General features: G+C 68.5%; 13 protein-coding genes and 1 tRNA gene. 10 read left to right on the forward strand and 4 right to left on the reverse strand.

Going from position 1 to position 14345, the window contains the following annotated elements:
* Positions 1-39 precede the first annotated feature (39 nt).
* Together BO226_RS04385 and BO226_RS04390 are read left to right on the forward strand one after the other, a co-directional pair.
* Entirely contained in the window at positions 40-1038 is a 999-nt protein-coding gene (locus tag BO226_RS04385) for an MBL fold metallo-hydrolase (RefSeq protein WP_071934692.1), read from the forward strand.
* A complete protein-coding gene (locus tag BO226_RS04390) occupies positions 1035-1397 on the forward strand; it encodes a nuclear transport factor 2 family protein (RefSeq protein WP_006552574.1) in 363 nt (120 codons plus the stop codon). The genes BO226_RS04385 and BO226_RS04390 overlap by 4 nt, the downstream gene beginning before the upstream one ends.
* Positions 1398-1465: 68 nt before the next feature.
* On the opposite strand, the gene BO226_RS04395 is transcribed toward BO226_RS04390, so the two are convergent.
* The 3 genes from BO226_RS04395 to BO226_RS04405 form a co-directional block, all read right to left on the reverse strand.
* Positions 1466-1541, reverse strand: a tRNA-Arg gene (locus BO226_RS04395).
* A gap of 120 nt (positions 1542-1661) precedes the next feature.
* Complete coding sequence (locus BO226_RS04400) at positions 1662-2375, reverse strand: DUF305 domain-containing protein (RefSeq protein ID WP_006552575.1); 714 nt, start codon at positions 2373-2375, stop codon at positions 1662-1664.
* 2 nt (positions 2376-2377) lie between these two features.
* Positions 2378-3199, reverse strand: coding sequence for a DUF3105 domain-containing protein (locus BO226_RS04405; RefSeq protein WP_071934693.1), 822 nt, complete (start codon positions 3197-3199; stop codon positions 2378-2380).
* A 155-nt stretch (positions 3200-3354) separates the two neighbouring features.
* Here BO226_RS04405 and argS point away from each other — a divergent pair, with 155 nt between their 5' ends.
* The 8 genes from argS (at position 3355) to prfA (ending at position 13784) form a co-directional block, all read left to right on the forward strand.
* The gene (argS, locus tag BO226_RS04410; RefSeq protein ID WP_006552577.1) at positions 3355-5007 is read left to right on the forward strand and encodes an arginine--tRNA ligase; all 1653 of its coding nucleotides are present in this window, start codon (positions 3355-3357) and stop codon (positions 5005-5007) included.
* On the forward strand, positions 5004-6425 hold the full coding sequence (gene lysA, locus BO226_RS04415) for a diaminopimelate decarboxylase (protein WP_024103697.1): 1422 nt from the start codon (positions 5004-5006) through the stop codon (positions 6423-6425). Before argS ends, lysA begins: the two co-directional genes overlap by 4 nt.
* Before the next feature lie 38 nt (positions 6426-6463).
* Positions 6464-7750 (forward strand): homoserine dehydrogenase, encoded by a 1287-nt coding sequence (locus tag BO226_RS04420; protein ID WP_006552579.1) that lies wholly within the window; start codon positions 6464-6466, stop codon positions 7748-7750.
* Positions 7747-8838: a threonine synthase gene (thrC, locus tag BO226_RS04425; RefSeq protein ID WP_071934694.1), complete on the forward strand. Its 1092-nt coding sequence runs from the start codon at positions 7747-7749 to the stop codon at positions 8836-8838. The genes BO226_RS04420 and thrC overlap by 4 nt, the downstream gene beginning before the upstream one ends.
* A gap of 37 nt (positions 8839-8875) precedes the next feature.
* Positions 8876-9805 carry a homoserine kinase gene (gene thrB / locus BO226_RS04430; RefSeq protein ID WP_016693796.1) on the forward strand — a complete coding sequence of 310 codons (930 nt, stop codon included), beginning with the start codon at positions 8876-8878 and terminating at the stop codon, positions 9803-9805.
* A 392-nt stretch (positions 9806-10197) separates the two neighbouring features.
* Positions 10198-12261 (forward strand): transcription termination factor Rho, encoded by a 2064-nt coding sequence (gene rho, locus BO226_RS04435; RefSeq protein ID WP_071936353.1) that lies wholly within the window; start codon positions 10198-10200, stop codon positions 12259-12261.
* A gap of 122 nt (positions 12262-12383) precedes the next feature.
* A complete protein-coding gene (rpmE, locus tag BO226_RS04440) occupies positions 12384-12617 on the forward strand; it encodes a 50S ribosomal protein L31 (protein ID WP_006552583.1) in 234 nt (77 codons plus the stop codon).
* 87 nt (positions 12618-12704) lie between these two features.
* Positions 12705-13784: a peptide chain release factor 1 gene (gene prfA / locus BO226_RS04445; protein WP_071934695.1), complete on the forward strand. Its 1080-nt coding sequence runs from the start codon at positions 12705-12707 to the stop codon at positions 13782-13784.
* 33 nt (positions 13785-13817) lie between these two features.
* On the opposite strand, the gene BO226_RS04450 is transcribed toward prfA, so the two are convergent.
* On the reverse strand, positions 13818-14264 hold the full coding sequence (locus tag BO226_RS04450) for a hypothetical protein (protein WP_033097978.1): 447 nt from the start codon (positions 14262-14264) through the stop codon (positions 13818-13820).
* Positions 14265-14345 lie beyond the last annotated feature (81 nt).

Here is a 14345-nt window from a genome sequence, read left to right on the forward strand (position 1 = left end):
GCTTTCGAACGAAAGTCACCATGATCGAGAGGCATCACCATGGCCGAAGCGCGTGATATCGGGGACGGCATCCACGTCGTTCCCGTCCCGGTGGCGGACCTGCCCGTCGGCGACACCCAGGTCTACGTGATGGAATCCCCGCGCGGCGTCGTCCTCGTCGACGTCGGCTGGAACGACGACCGGTCGTGGGCGGCGCTGCAGGACGGCCTGGCCACGGCGGGCCTGTCGGTCACCGACGTCGAGGGCGTGGTGGTCACCCACTTCCACCCCGACCACGTCGGGCTCACCGGACGCATCCGGGAGGCCTCCGGGTGCTGGGTCGCGATGAACGAGGCCGACTTCGCCCACCTCGAGGTCATGCTCTCCGACGACGACCGCCGTCCCCAGGAAGCCGAACTGCTGCGCCGCGCAGGGGCACCCGAGGACGCGATCGAGGAGTCGCTCGCCACCCTCGTACCGGCGGTCGGCCGTCCCGACGCGCTGCCCGACCGCAAACTCGGTGCCGACGAGACGATCCCGCTGACCGGGCGGTCCCTGCGCACCGTGCTGACCCCCGGCCACACCGCCGGCCACGCGTGTTTCCTCCTCGAGGAACACGGCGTGCTGTTCAGCGGCGACCACGTCCTCGCGACCACGACCCCGCACGTCGGCGAGTTCGATTTCCCTCTGCCGCAACGCGACGCGCTGGGGGAGTACCTCGACTCGCTGCGCGCGGTCGCCGGCCTGCCCGTGCGACGCGCACTGCCCGCGCACCGGCAGCAGATCGACGACCTGCCGCACCGCGTCGGCGAATTGATCGCCCATCACGACCAGCGCCTCGACGATCTCTACGACGCGTTCGGCGACGAGGAACTCACGCTGTGGGAGGCCACCGCCCGCATGCGCTGGTACCGGCCGTGGGACGGGACTCCCTTGCACGGCAAGAGGATGGCGCTCGCAGAGGGCTCGGCGCACGTCCGGCAGCTCATCGAGCGGGGACGGGTCCGTCGCGTGCCCGGTACGGAACCCGCCCGCTTCGCGCGCGTGCAGACCCGATGAGCCCCGACGAGCTGGTCACCGAGTTCTGCCGTCGCTGGGCCGATCCCGATCCTGCCGAGCTCGCGGCCTTCTTCGCCGAGGATGCGGTCTTCCACAACATCCCGATGGAACCGATCCGCGGCCGCGCGGCGATCGAGAAGTACATCGTGGGCTTCGTGACGTCCTTCGGGGCCATCGACTACCGCATCCACCACCAGGCGGTCTCCGGCAACGTCGTGCTCAACGAACGCACCGATGTGTTCACGATGAACGGCCGGACGATCGAGCTGCCCGTCACAGGCGTCTTCGAGATCGTCGACGGTAAGATCGCGGCCTGCCGCGACTACTTCGATCCCACACCCTTCACCACCGGAAACTGACCGGCCTCTGGGACACCGAAGGCCCTGGAACACTTGAAGGCCCCGCTTCATGAGAAGCGGAGCCTTCGTGGTGCCCTCGGCAGGATTCGAACCTGCGACTTCTTGCTCCGGAGGCAAGCGCTCTATCCCCTGAGCTACGAGGGCATCCGGACCACCGGATGACCGGAGGTGCGGGAGTTAGCCTAGCGCATCGAACGCTCAACTCCACATCGCCAGGTCAGAGCCGGTTTTCGGCCCGAAGTTGCGGTTCGCCCGCGCGAAGACTCAGTTGAGGGGCAGCGGTTCGGCGCCGCGCTCGGCGAGTAGCGACCTCATCAGGTCCGACTCACCCTGCTGCGTCGCGACCATCGTGCCCGCCAGATTGCGCACTGCCGAGGTGCTCGCGTACTGCTCGCCGTACTCCATCATCGGCAGACCACCCTCGTGGTGGCGCAGCATCAGCTGAAGGAAGAGCACGTCCAGTTCGGGACCGCGAGCGGCCCGGAGATTCGCGAGATCCTCGGAGGTCGCCATCCCCGGCATCAGGTGCGAGCCGTCCGAATCCTCGGACTCGGCGGTCGCACCGTGATCACCGTGTCCGTGACCCGTCTCCGTCTCGGTCATCCACTCCATGTACTCGCCCGTCGGCAGCGCCGGCTGTCCCCACAGTGACAACCAGCCCTGCATCTGACCGATCTGGTTCTGCTGGGTGGTGAGGATGTCGTACGCGATGTTGCGGATCCGATCGTCCTCCGAGTTGGAGACCACCACGGCGGCCATCTCGACGCCCTGGTCGTGGTGCACGATCATGTCCTGCGCGAATCCGACGTCCACCGAGCCGGCCTCCGGCGCCGCCTGCGCGGAGTCCTCGAAGGGGATCCGGGACAGGAACCCCGCGAGGAAACCGACGGTGACCGCAGCGACGGTGAGCAGCACCAGCAGCAGCCGGTTGTGCCCACCACGCTCGGGGGTGGAGATGTCCGAGGAGGTCTCGCTCATCGTCAGCTCCCGGCCGGTGCCTGCTGCATGTCGCCCGCGGTCTCCGCGTTCATAGGCACCGCGTCGGGGCCGGGCTCGGAGGCGTCGAAGGCCGGCGGGTTCGCCGGATCGAACGAACCGGGGATCGTCGAGCAGCTCGCACCCACCTCGGGGTAGGTGTACTGGTTCAGGCGCAGCGCGCTGATGAACTGGTCGATGCGCTCGTCGTCGACGCTGTCGACCTCGAGCCGGTGACCCCACGACTGCAGTGAGACGGGAGCCTCGAGTCCCGGATACGGTGACATCATCATGTAGGTGCGGCCGTCGACCTTCGCGCGGAGCGTGTCGACCGCGGCGTCGTCGAGCAGATCGGGGTTGTATGCCACCCACACGGCGCCGTGCTCGAGGGAGTGGACCATGTTCTCGGTCCGGACCGGCTGCTCGTAGACCGTTCCGGTGCAGGTCGCCCAGACGGAGTCGTGGGGGCCACCGAACGGCGGCGACTGGTCGTACGCGACGCGCTGGCCCGGCGCGACGTGCACACCGGCCGGGTACTCCATCTTCAGCACGCCCTCGATGTCGTCCGACGGGTCCTGGTTGGACTCCGACGGCGTCCACGCCGACATCTCCTGCTGGTTCTGGTACTTCGGGATCAGGCTCACAGCGATCACGGCGACCAGCACGACGACCAGGGCCACGCCGCCGATCGTCAACCACGGGATCTGACGCTGCGCGGGGACCCCGCGAGCGCCGCCGCTCTTCTCCTTGGCGGCCTGAATGGCCTTCGACGACTTGGCTCCGGTCTTCTTGTTACCGGAGCCGCCACTAACCGAACCGCTGGGCATCGCTGTGTGCTCTTTCGACGGGTGGACAGGCGGACGCGCGCCCATCGGGCGCACAAACACCCACAACTCTACGGGCGTGCTCTCGCGCGGTGCCCGGAGCTGCCGGTAGGGGGAGCGTCGGCGCCGCGATCGACCAGCCAATAGGATGGACACCTGTGACTCCCTCCGACCTTGCTCAGCTGCTCCGCGGAACCGCCGCCGGTGTCCTCACCGACCGTGGTCTCGACGCGTCCGTTCTTCCCGAGACCCTCACCGTCGAGCGCCCGCGCAATCCGGAGCACGGCGACTACGCGACCAACGTCGCGATGCAGGTTGCGAAGAAGGTCGGCGTCAATCCCCGCGAACTCGCCACCTGGCTCGCCGAAGCCTTGACCGCCGCCGACGGCATCGACTCCGCCGAGGTCGCGGGCCCCGGCTTCCTCAACATCCGGCTCGCCGCCGACGCCCAGGGAGCGATCGTGGCGAAGGTGCTCGCCGAGGGCGCCGCCTACGGCACCGGCAGCGACCTCGCGAACACGAGGATCAACCTCGAGTTCGTCTCCGCCAACCCCACCGGCCCGATCCACCTCGGTGGCACCCGCTGGGCCGCGGTCGGCGACGCGCTCGGACGCATCCTCACCGCCCAGGGTGGCGAGGTCACCCGCGAGTACTACTTCAACGACCACGGCGCGCAGATCGACCGCTTCACCCGGTCGCTCATCGCCTCCGCACTCGGACAGCCCGCCCCCGAGGACGGCTACGCCGGCGCGTACATCGTCGACATCGCCTCCTCCGTGCTCGAGCAGCGCCCCGACGCCCTCGAGCTCCCCGAGGACGAGCGGCACGAGACGTTCCGCTCGATCGGCGTGGACCTGATGTTCGCGCACATCAAGCGCACCCTCCACGAGTTCGGCGTCGACTTCGACGTGTACTTCCACGAGAACTCCCTCTTCGAGAGCGGAGCCGTCGAGAAGGCCGTCGAGACCCTGAAGGCGTCGGGCAATCTGTACTTCGACGACGGCGCGTGGTGGCTCAAGAGCACCGATTACGGCGACGACAAGGACCGTGTCGTCATCAAGTCCGACGGCAACGCCGCCTACATCGCCGGCGACATCGCCTACTTCCAGGACAAGCGCTCGCGCGGCTTCGACCTGTGCATCTACATGCTCGGTGCCGACCACCACGGCTACATCGCGCGTCTGAAGGCCGCCGCGGCGGCGTTCGGCGACGACCCCGACACCGTCGAGGTGATGATCGGCCAGATGGTCAACCTCGTCCGTGGCGGCGAGGCCGTGAGGATGAGCAAGCGGGCCGGCACCGTGATCACCCTCGACGACCTCGTCGAGGCGATCGGCGTCGACGCCGCCCGCTACTCGCTCGTGCGTTCCTCGGTGGACCAGAGCATCGACATCGACCTCGAGCTGTGGGCGAGCACCACGAACGAGAACCCGGTCTACTACGTCCAGTACGCCCACGCACGACTGTCGTCGATCGCGCGCAACGCCGCCGATCTCGGCCTGACCGCCGAGGGCGCCGACTTCTCGCTACTCACCCACGAGCGCGAGGGCGACCTCATCCGCACCCTCGGCGAGTACCCCCGGGTGCTGGCAAAGGCGGCCGAACTGCGCGAACCGCACCGCGTCGCCCGCTATCTCGAGGAACTCGCGGGCACCTACCACCGCTTCTACGACGCCTGCCGGATCCTGCCGCAGGGCGACGAGGAGGCCGGACCGCTGCACACCGCGCGACTCGCGTTGTGCGCGGCCGCACGCCAGGTCCTCGCCAACGGCCTCGGCCTGCTCGGCGTCACCGCCCCGGAGCGGATGTGAACGCGCACCCCGCGGGACCGCGTCACGCCCAGATCCCGCACGCCCCCAACCTGCCCGAGCGCCCGGCCGACACCGCGGCGCTCAACGCGCTGGCCCCGCACGTGTGGCCCCGCAATGCCGCGCGCGGCGAGGACGGCGTCATGCGCATCGCCGGTATCCCGGTGACCGAGCTCGCCGAGAAGTACGGCACCCCGCTGTTCGTCGTCGACGAAGACGACTTCCGCTCCCGCTGCCGGGAGATCGCCGAGGCCTTCGGCCCGTCGGCGAAGGTGCACTACGCGTCGAAGGCGTTCCTGTGCAGCGAGATCGCACGGTGGGTTCATCAGGAAGGGCTCTCGCTCGACGTCGCGTCCGGCGGTGAGCTCGCCGTGGCCCTGCACGCCGGATTCCCCGCCGGGAAGATCGCGATGCACGGCAACAACAAGTCCGTCCGCGAACTGCAGGCCGCCGTGACCGCCGGGGTCGGGCACATCGTGCTCGACTCGCTCGCCGAAATCGACCGGCTCGACGCGGTCGCCGGTGAGGCCGGTGTCGTCCAGGACGTGCTCATCCGCGTGACCGTGGGCGTCGAGGCCCACACCCACGAGTTCATCTCCACCGCGCACGAGGACCAGAAGTTCGGGCTCTCGCTCGCCGGTGGCAACGCCATGCAGGCCGTGCGCCGCGTCTTCGCGGCCGACAATCTCCGCCTCGTCGGCCTGCACAGCCACATCGGCTCGCAGATCTTCGATGTCGACGGCTTCGAACTGGCCGCCCACCGCGTCATCGGCCTGCTGCGCGACATCGTCGCCGAGTTCGGTGTCGACAAGACCTCGCAGATGAACATCGTCGATCTCGGCGGTGGTCTGGGCATCTCGTACGTGCCGAGCGACGACCCGCCGCCGGTCGCCGACCTCGCGGCGAAGTTGGGCGACATCGTCCGCACCGAGTCCGCGCTCGCCGGGCTGCCGGCCCCGACCCTCGCGGTCGAACCGGGCCGCGCCATCGCCGGACCGGGCACAGTGACGCTCTACGAGGTGGGAACCCTCAAGGACGTCGAGGTCGGTTCCGGGCACGTCCGCCGCTACATCAGCGTCGACGGCGGCATGAGCGACAACATCCGCACATCGCTGTACCAGGCGGAGTACGAGTCGCGCCTCGTCTCCCGCGTGAGCGACGCCGAGCCGGTGGTCTCGCGCGTCGTCGGCAAGCACTGCGAGAGCGGCGACATCGTCATCCGCGACGCTTGGATGCCCGCAGACGTCGCAGCCGGTGATTTACTGGCGGTCGCGGCGACGGGTGCATACTGCTACTCGATGTCGAGCAGGTACAACCTGCTTCCTCGCCCCGCCGTCGTGGCGGTCAAGGACGGCGTCTCGCGCGTTCTGCTGCGCCGCGAGACCCTCGAAGATCTGCTCAACTTGGAGGTTTCGGAGTGACCAGTGTAACGGCGACCGATGCTTCGGGCCGGCGTCCGGTGGGTGTGGCGGTTCTCGGACATGGCACCGTCGGTGCCGAGGTCGCGCGGATCATCCGCGAGGACGCCGCGGATCTCGAGGCGCGCATCGGTGCCCCCCTCGAGCTGAGGGGCGTCGCCGTGCGCGACGCCGCCCGCGACCGGGGTCTTCCCGCGGAACTGGTCACGACGAACGCCGAGGCGCTGATCCGCCGCGACGACGTCGACATCGTCGTCGAGCTCATCGGTGGCATCGAACTGCCCCGCAAGCTCGTGCGCACGGCGCTCGACGCCGGCAAGTCCGTCGTCACCGCCAACAAGGCACTGCTCGCCGCCTACACCGGCGAACTGGCCGAGGTGGCCGAGGCCCGCAACGTCGACCTGTACTTCGAGGCGTCCGTGGCCGGCGCGATCCCGGTGATCCGCCCGCTTACCCAGTCGCTCGCGGGCGACAAGGTCAACCGGGTCGTCGGCATCGTCAACGGCACCACGAACTACATCCTCTCGGCCATGGACGAGACGGGCGCCGACTACGGCGAGACGCTCGCCGAGGCGGGCCGCCTCGGATACGCCGAGGCCGATCCCACCGCCGACGTCGAAGGCTTCGACGCCGCCTCGAAGGCGGCGATCCTCGCGTCGATCGCCTTCCACACCCGCGTGACGGCCGCCGACGTCTACCGCGAGGGCATCTCCTCGATCACCGCCGCCGACCTCACCTCGGCGCGCGCGCTCAACTGCACGATCAAGCTGCTCGCGCTGTGCGAGCGCGTCCCGTCCGTCGACGGCAAGGACCGCGTGTCCGCCCGGGTCTACCCGGCCCTCGTGCCCCGCGAGCACCCGCTGGCCTCGGTCAACGGTGCGTTCAACGCCGTCGTCGTCGAAGCGGAGTCCTCGGGTCGGCTCATGTTCTACGGCCAGGGTGCCGGTGGCGCCCCCACCGCCTCCGCCGTGATGGGCGATCTCGTGATGGCCGCCCGCAATCGGGTGCAGGGCGGTCGTGGTCCGCGTGAATCGAAGTACGCGCAGCTGGAAATCGCGCCCATGAGTGACATCCTCACCCGCTACTACGTCAATCTGAAGGTCGCCGACCGCGCCGGCGTGCTCTCCGCGGTCGCCGCCGAGTTCGCCACGCGGGGCGTGAGCATCGCAGCGGTCCGCCAGGAAGGCGCGGGCGACGCTGCCCGTCTGGTGGTACTCACCCATCAAGCCACCGACCGTGCGCTGGCGGATACCGTCGCAGCGCTCGACAAACTCGAATCCGTGATCGCTGTGACCAGCGTCCTGAGACTGGAGGGATCCGCCGAATGAGCGCGGCCGAGAAGAACACCACCCCCGTACACACGCCGTGGCCGGGCCTGATCGAGGCGTACCGTTCGCGCCTGCCGATCGGTGACGACTGGAAGACGGTCACGCTGCGCGAGGGTGGCACGCCGCTGCTCCCGGCTCCGCGCCTGTCGGAGATCACCGGCTGCGAGGTGCATGTCAAGGTCGAGGGTCTCAACCCCACCGGCTCGTTCAAGGACCGCGGTATGACCATGGCGGTCACCGAGGCCCTCGCGACCGGCAAGCAGGCGGTGCTGTGCGCGTCCACCGGCAACACCTCGGCCTCGGCCGCCGCCTACGCCGCGCGCGCCGGCATCGGCTGCGCGGTTCTCGTCCCGCAGGGCAAGATCGCGATGGGCAAGCTCGCCCAGGCCGTCATGCACGGCGCGAAGATAGTGCAGGTCGAGGGTAACTTCGACGACTGTCTGGAACTGGCACGCAAGACCACCGCGGAGTTCTCCACCATCGGTCTGGTCAACTCCGTGAACCCGGTGCGTATCGAGGGCCAGAAGACTGCCGCCTTCGAGATCGTCGACGCGCTCGGCGACGCCCCCGACGTGCATGTGCTGCCCGTCGGCAATGCCGGCAACATCACCGCCTACTGGAAGGGCTACAGCGAGTACGCCGCCGACGGCCTCAGCACGCGCCGCCCGCGCATGCTCGGCGTCCAGGCCGCTGGTGCCGCGCCGCTCGTTCTCGGCCATCCGGTGAAGGATCCCGAGACCATCGCGACCGCCATCCGCATCGGCGCTCCCGCATCGTGGAACGGCGCGGTGGCCGCCAAGGAGGATTCGAACGGCGCATTCCGTGCGGCGACCGACGAGGAGATCCTCGAGGCGTACCGGCTGCTCGCGAAGTCCGAGTCGATCTTCGTCGAGCCGGCCTCGGCCGCCTCCATCGCAGGTCTGCTCGCCGCGAGCAAGGAAGGCTGGCTCGAGCGCGGCCTGAAGGTCGTGTGCACCGTGACCGGCAACGGTCTCAAGGACCCCGATACGGCCCTGCGCGACGTGCCCGTGGTCGAGCCCATCCCGGTCGACCCGGTCGCGGTCGCCTCCGCGCTCGAGTTGGCCTGAGTTGACCGCCACGCCTTCCTCCGTTGGGAATCAGGACATGACGCAGACGTTGCCCGTGGGGCTTTCGGTGACGGCACGGGTTCCCGCCTCGAGCGCGAATCTCGGCCCCGGCTTCGACTGCCTGGGTCTCGCCCTCGGTCTGTACGACGAGATCACCGTCACCACAACGGCTTCCGGGCTCGACGTGAAGGTGGAGGGGGAAGGCGCCCAGGAGGTTCCGTGGGGACCCTCGCACCTCGTGGTCCGTGCCGTCGAGCGCGGGCTCGAGGCCGCCGGTGTGTGGGCGGACGGACTGGACGTCGTGTGCCACAACGTCATCCCGCACTCGCGTGGCCTGGGATCCTCCGCCTCGGCGGCGGTGGGAGGGCTGGCGGCGGCCAACGGGCTCGTCCGCAAGATCGCTCCCGAGCGCGTCCTCGACGACGAGCAGCTCGTGCAGCTCGCCTCCGAGTTCGAGGGCCATCCCGACAACGCCTCCGCGAGCGTCCTCGGTGGGGCAGTGGTGTCGTGGACCGAGGCCGAAGTCGACTCCGAGCAACGGACCTACCGCGCGGTGAACCTGCGTGTGCACCCGGACATCAAGGCATACGCCTTCGTCCCGTCGGTCCGTTCGTCCACGGCCCACACCCGGGGCCTGCTGCCCGAACTCGTCCCGCACCGGGACGCGGCGTTCAACGTCAGTCGGGCGGCTCTCGCGGTGGTCGCGCTCACCGAGCGACCCGAGCTGCTGATGCCGGCGACGCAGGATCTGCTCCACCAGGCCCAGCGGGCACCCGCACTGCCGCTCACCACCAAATGGGTGGCCGCACTGCGCGAGGCGGGCATCCCCGCCGTCGTCTCGGGTGCCGGGCCGACGGTGCTCGCGCTCACGACCTCCGCGTTGCCCGACGAGCTGCGGGCCGCCGCCGAGGCCGACGAACTGACGGTGCTCGACCTCGAGATCGCCGAGGGCGTCCAGGTCGACTGAGTCGACGCGCGGTGCTGGGGAACCGACGGATGGTGCCGGATGGGGGTCGACGGGTGGTGCAACACACACGTCCCATCCGGCACGGCGATTCTTGCTCTACGTACAGATCGTCGCTATTCTGTGGGGTGTCCGCACGTCGTGCGTATCAGTCGCCGGATTCTCCAGGGCAATCACTCCAGCTCCATCGGGGCGTCGAGCCTGGATCGATCCTCACCTGCTCCCGGATCCGGGAGGGGGACAGACCGCACCTACCGGATTTCGGTGTGGTGGCGGACGTGCCGACCGTTCGTTTTCCCTGAACTCGTACGGCAAATCCCAGCTCAGTGGACGAACTGATCTGCGGGACGAACCCTCTGCTGCGCATGGAGCGAGCGAGGGAAGGAAGGATCTCCGTGACAGATACGGACCTGATCACTACACCTGCTCTCGACATTCCCGAGGCCGGTAGCCGGACGACCACGCGCGGTCGCCGCGGAGCAGGCCTTTCGGGCATGGTGCTTGCCGAGTTGCGGACTCTTGCCGCCGAGCTCGGAATCAAGGGCACCTCCGGGATGCGCAAGGGTGATCTCATCGCTGCGATCAAGGAGAAGCAGGGAGGCGGCGGCGCCGCACCTGCCGAGCAGCCTGCAGCCGAGAAGACCGCTGCCCCCGAGAAGACCGAAGCAGCAGCGAAGACCGAGACGGCCGACAAGCCCGAGGGAGCGCCCTCGCGTGGCACCCGCGGTCGCCGTGGCCGTGCCGCCGCCGACGAGACCGCCGCACCCGAGCAGAAGGCCGACGCCGAGCCGGCCGAACAGAAGGCCGACGTGAAGTCCGGCGACGAGGGCTCGCAGGAGAAGCCGCAGGGCGGCCAGACCCCCAGCGGCGACAACGAATCCGACGGTAACCGTCGCGGCCGTGGCCGTCGCGGACGCCGCGGTGGCGACAACGCCGACCAGAACCAGCAGGCCGAGGGCGCCGACGCGTCCGAGGACGGCCGTCAGGATCGCGACTCGCAGCGCGAGAAGAGCCAGGATCGCGACTCGCAGCGCGAGCGTGGCCAGGACCGTAACTCCGGCGACGGCTCCTCGCGCCGCGACCGCAACCAGGGTGATCGCAACCAGGGCGACCGCAACCAGGGTGATCGCAACCAGGACGCCAGCGATCGCGACGGCGGTAACCAGGGTCCGCGCCAGGGCCAGGACAACCGTGGGGGAGACGACGAGGAAGGTGGCCGCGGTCGCCGGGGTCGTCGCTTCCGTGAGCGTCGTCGTGGACGCGACCGTGGCGAGAGCGGTTCGGACTCGCGCGAGCCCGAGATCCGCGAGGACGACGTCCTGCAGCCGGTCGCCGGCATCCTCGACGTCCTCGACAACTACGCGTTCGTCCGCACCTCCGGCTACCTCGCCGGCCCGAACGACGTGTATGTGTCGATGAACATGGTGCGCAAGAACGGCCTGCGCCGCGGCGACGCCATCACCGGCGCCGTGCGGGTTCCCCGCGAGGGTGAGCAGGGCAACCAGCGTCAGAAGTTCAACCCGCTGGTTCGTCTCGACACCGTCAACGGCCGCGAGGTCGACTCGGCCAAGCGCCGCCCCGAGTTCAACAAGCTCACGCCGCTGTACCCCAACCAGCGACTGCGCCTCGAGACCCAGCCGAACATCCTCACCACGCGCGTGATCGACCTGGTCATGCCGATCGGTAAGGGTCAGCGCGCACTCATCGTGTCGCCGCCGAAGGCCGGTAAGACCACCGTCCTCCAGGACATCGCCAACGCGATCGCCGTCAACAACCCCGAGTGCTACCTGATGGTCGTGCTCGTCGACGAGCGTCCCGAAGAGGTCACCGACATGCAGCGTTCGGTGAAGGGCGAGGTCATCGCCTCGACCTTCGACCGGCCGCCGTCGGATCACACCTCGGTCGCCGAGCTCGCCATCGAGCGTGCGAAGCGTCTCGTGGAGATGGGCCAGGACGTCGTGGTGCTTCTCGACTCCATCACCCGTCTCGGCCGCGCGTACAACAACTCGTCGCCGGCATCCGGACGCATCCTCTCCGGTGGTGTCGACTCGACCGCGCTGTACCCGCCGAAGCGTTTCCTCGGTGCTGCCCGCAACATCGAGAACGGCGGATCGCTCACGATCATCGCCACCGCGATGGTCGAGACCGGTTCCACCGGCGACACCGTGATCTTCGAGGAGTTCAAGGGCACGGGTAACGCCGAGCTCAAGCTCGACCGGAAGATCGCCGAGCGGCGCGTGTTCCCGGCGGTCGACGTCAACCCCTCCGGTACGCGCAAGGACGAACTGCTCATGAGCCCCGACGAGTTCGCCGTGGTGCACAAGCTCCGCCGCGTGCTTTCGGGCCTCGATTCGCACCAGGCGATCGATCTGCTCATCGACCGGCTCAAGAAGTCCAAGACGAACATCGAGTTCCTCATGAATGTGGCGAAGACCGCACCGGGGGCACTCGACGACTGACGTCGGCGCCCCGGGGAATTTCTTCCCGGGGCCCTACGTTTGGCATAATCGACAGGCTCAGTCCGGCTCCGGTTCACGTCTTCGACCCGCGAAGGCGACCCGGCGGCCATGAAAGGGACACCATGAAGGCAGGAATCCACCCCAACTACGTGACGACGACCGTCGTCTGCGGTTGCGGTAACACGTTCGAGACGCGCAGCACCAAGGAGTCGGGACGTATCAACGTCGAAGTCTGCTCCAACTGCCACCCGTTCTACACCGGCAAGCAGAAGATCCTCGACACCGGTGGACGCGTCGCGCGCTTCGAGGCTCGCTACGGCAAGCGTGCGCCGAAGAAGGCCGCTTCCGACAGCTAGCTGTCACGCCGACGCCCGGTACTGCCCTCGTGCAGGCCGGGCGTCGGCTTTTTCATTGCAAGACCGAAATCAGAGCGGAGCACACTCATGGCGGGGCAGACCAAGCCGTCGGCCATCGACGACATCCTGGCCGAACACGCGGGTCTGGAGCAGCAGCTGTCCGACCCGTCGCTGCACGACGATCCTGCGGCAGCGCGTCGGGTGGGCAAGCGGTTCGCCGAACTCGCCCCCGTGATGTCGACCTACAACGCTCTGAAGCAGGCCCGCGAGGACCTCGAGGCGGCGCGCGAACTCGCCGCCGACGACGCGACTTTCGCATCCGAGGTCGACGACCTCGAGGCGCAGGTCACCGAGCTCGACCGCTCGCTCACCGACCTGCTCGCCCCGCGCGACCCGCACGACAGCGACGACGTGGTCCTCGAGGTCAAGTCCGGTGAGGGCGGCGAGGAATCCGCCCTGTTCGCCGGCGATCTCACCCGGATGTACACGCGCTACGCCGAACGTGCCGGTTGGCGCGTCGAGGTCCTCGGTGCCACCTACTCCGATCTCGGCGGCTACAAGGATGTCACGCTGTCGATCAAGTCGCGGACCGACGTGCGCGACGGCGTGTGGTCCCGCCTGAAGTTCGAGGGCGGCGTGCACCGCGTCCAGCGTGTGCCCGTCACCGAGTCGCAGGGACGCGTGCACACCTCCGCGGCCGGCGTCTTCGTCTACCCCGAGCCCGACGAGGTCGAGCAGGTGCAGATCGACGAGAGCGACCTGCGCATCGACGTCTACCGGTCGTCCGGCAAGGGTGGTCAGGGTGTCAACACCACCGACTCTGCCGTGCGCATCACGCACCTTCCCACCGGCATCGTGGTGACCTGCCAGAACGAACGCTCGCAGCTGCAGAACAAGGCCCGCGCGATGCAGGTCCTCGCGGCGCGCCTGCAGGCAGCGGCCGAAGAAGCTGCCGAGGCCGAGGCGTCAGCGGGTCGCGCCAGCCAGGTCCGGACCGTCGACCGGTCGGAGCGCATCCGCACCTACAACTTCCCGGAGAACCGGATCACCGATCACCGCATCGGCTTCAAGTCCCACAACCTCGACGCGGTGCTCGACGGCGAACTCGACGCACTGCTCGACGCCCTGGGCGCCGCAGACAGAGAGGCCCGGCTCGCGGCGGAGTAACGCCACGAACCGGGCTACGTCCGGGGAATCAGCTCAGTCGTCGGTTTCGCCGGGCACCTGGGCGATGTCGATACCCGGGAGCAGGAAGCACTGCTCTCCCGCTTCGTTCTCGTGCATGCCCCAGATCGCAGACAGCACAGTTCCAGCTTCGGGTTCGGTCAGAGCGGTGGGCACGCCGAACACTGCCGGGTTCGATTCCAGCGTCGCATTTCCGGTCGCCCCGGTGTTGACGTTGATCCACGAGACCGTGGCACCGCCGACACTTTTCTGGTTGATCGCGTAGAAGAGTTCGTCCCCTTCGACTGCCTTGTTCTCGGTATATGTCAACGACTGTGTTTCCGCGATTCCGGCCGGGCACAGCAATGGAGTCGGCTGAATATCGATCGGCGCGGCAGTGGCGGTTCCGGCCCCGGCGAAGGCGGCCGCTCCACCCATCGCGACCACAGCAGCTGCGCGCAGGGCACGTGATGTCTTCGTCATAAGCACTCCTTTCGTTGGTCCCCGAACCCTTCGGACGCTATGGGCATGTGGCAGTTGTTGGGACGTTCTTGACCTATTCGT

The sequence above is a fragment of the Rhodococcus sp. 2G genome (assembly GCF_001886355.1).
Taxonomy (GTDB): Bacteria; Actinomycetota; Actinomycetes; order Mycobacteriales; family Mycobacteriaceae; genus Rhodococcus; species Rhodococcus pyridinivorans.

Bases quoted from the DNA above. Each gene is read 5' to 3' on its own strand.
- BO226_RS04385 (WP_071934692.1), top strand. From the start codon at position 40: ATGGCCGAAGCGCGTGATATCGGGGACGGCATCCACGTCGTTCCCGTC.
- BO226_RS04390 (WP_006552574.1), top strand. From the start codon at position 1,035: ATGAGCCCCGACGAGCTGGTCACCGAGTTCTGCCGTCGCTGGGCCGAT.
- BO226_RS04400 (WP_006552575.1), bottom strand. From the start codon at position 2,375: ATGAGCGAGACCTCCTCGGACATCTCCACCCCCGAGCGTGGTGGGCAC.
- BO226_RS04405 (WP_071934693.1), bottom strand. From the start codon at position 3,199: ATGCCCAGCGGTTCGGTTAGTGGCGGCTCCGGTAACAAGAAGACCGGA.
- thrC (WP_071934694.1), top strand. From the start codon at position 7,747: ATGAGCGCGGCCGAGAAGAACACCACCCCCGTACACACGCCGTGGCCG.
- thrB (WP_016693796.1), top strand. From the start codon at position 8,876: ATGACGCAGACGTTGCCCGTGGGGCTTTCGGTGACGGCACGGGTTCCC.
- rpmE (WP_006552583.1), top strand. From the start codon at position 12,384: ATGAAGGCAGGAATCCACCCCAACTACGTGACGACGACCGTCGTCTGC.
- prfA (WP_071934695.1), top strand. From the start codon at position 12,705: ATGGCGGGGCAGACCAAGCCGTCGGCCATCGACGACATCCTGGCCGAA.
- BO226_RS04450 (WP_033097978.1), bottom strand. From the start codon at position 14,264: ATGACGAAGACATCACGTGCCCTGCGCGCAGCTGCTGTGGTCGCGATG.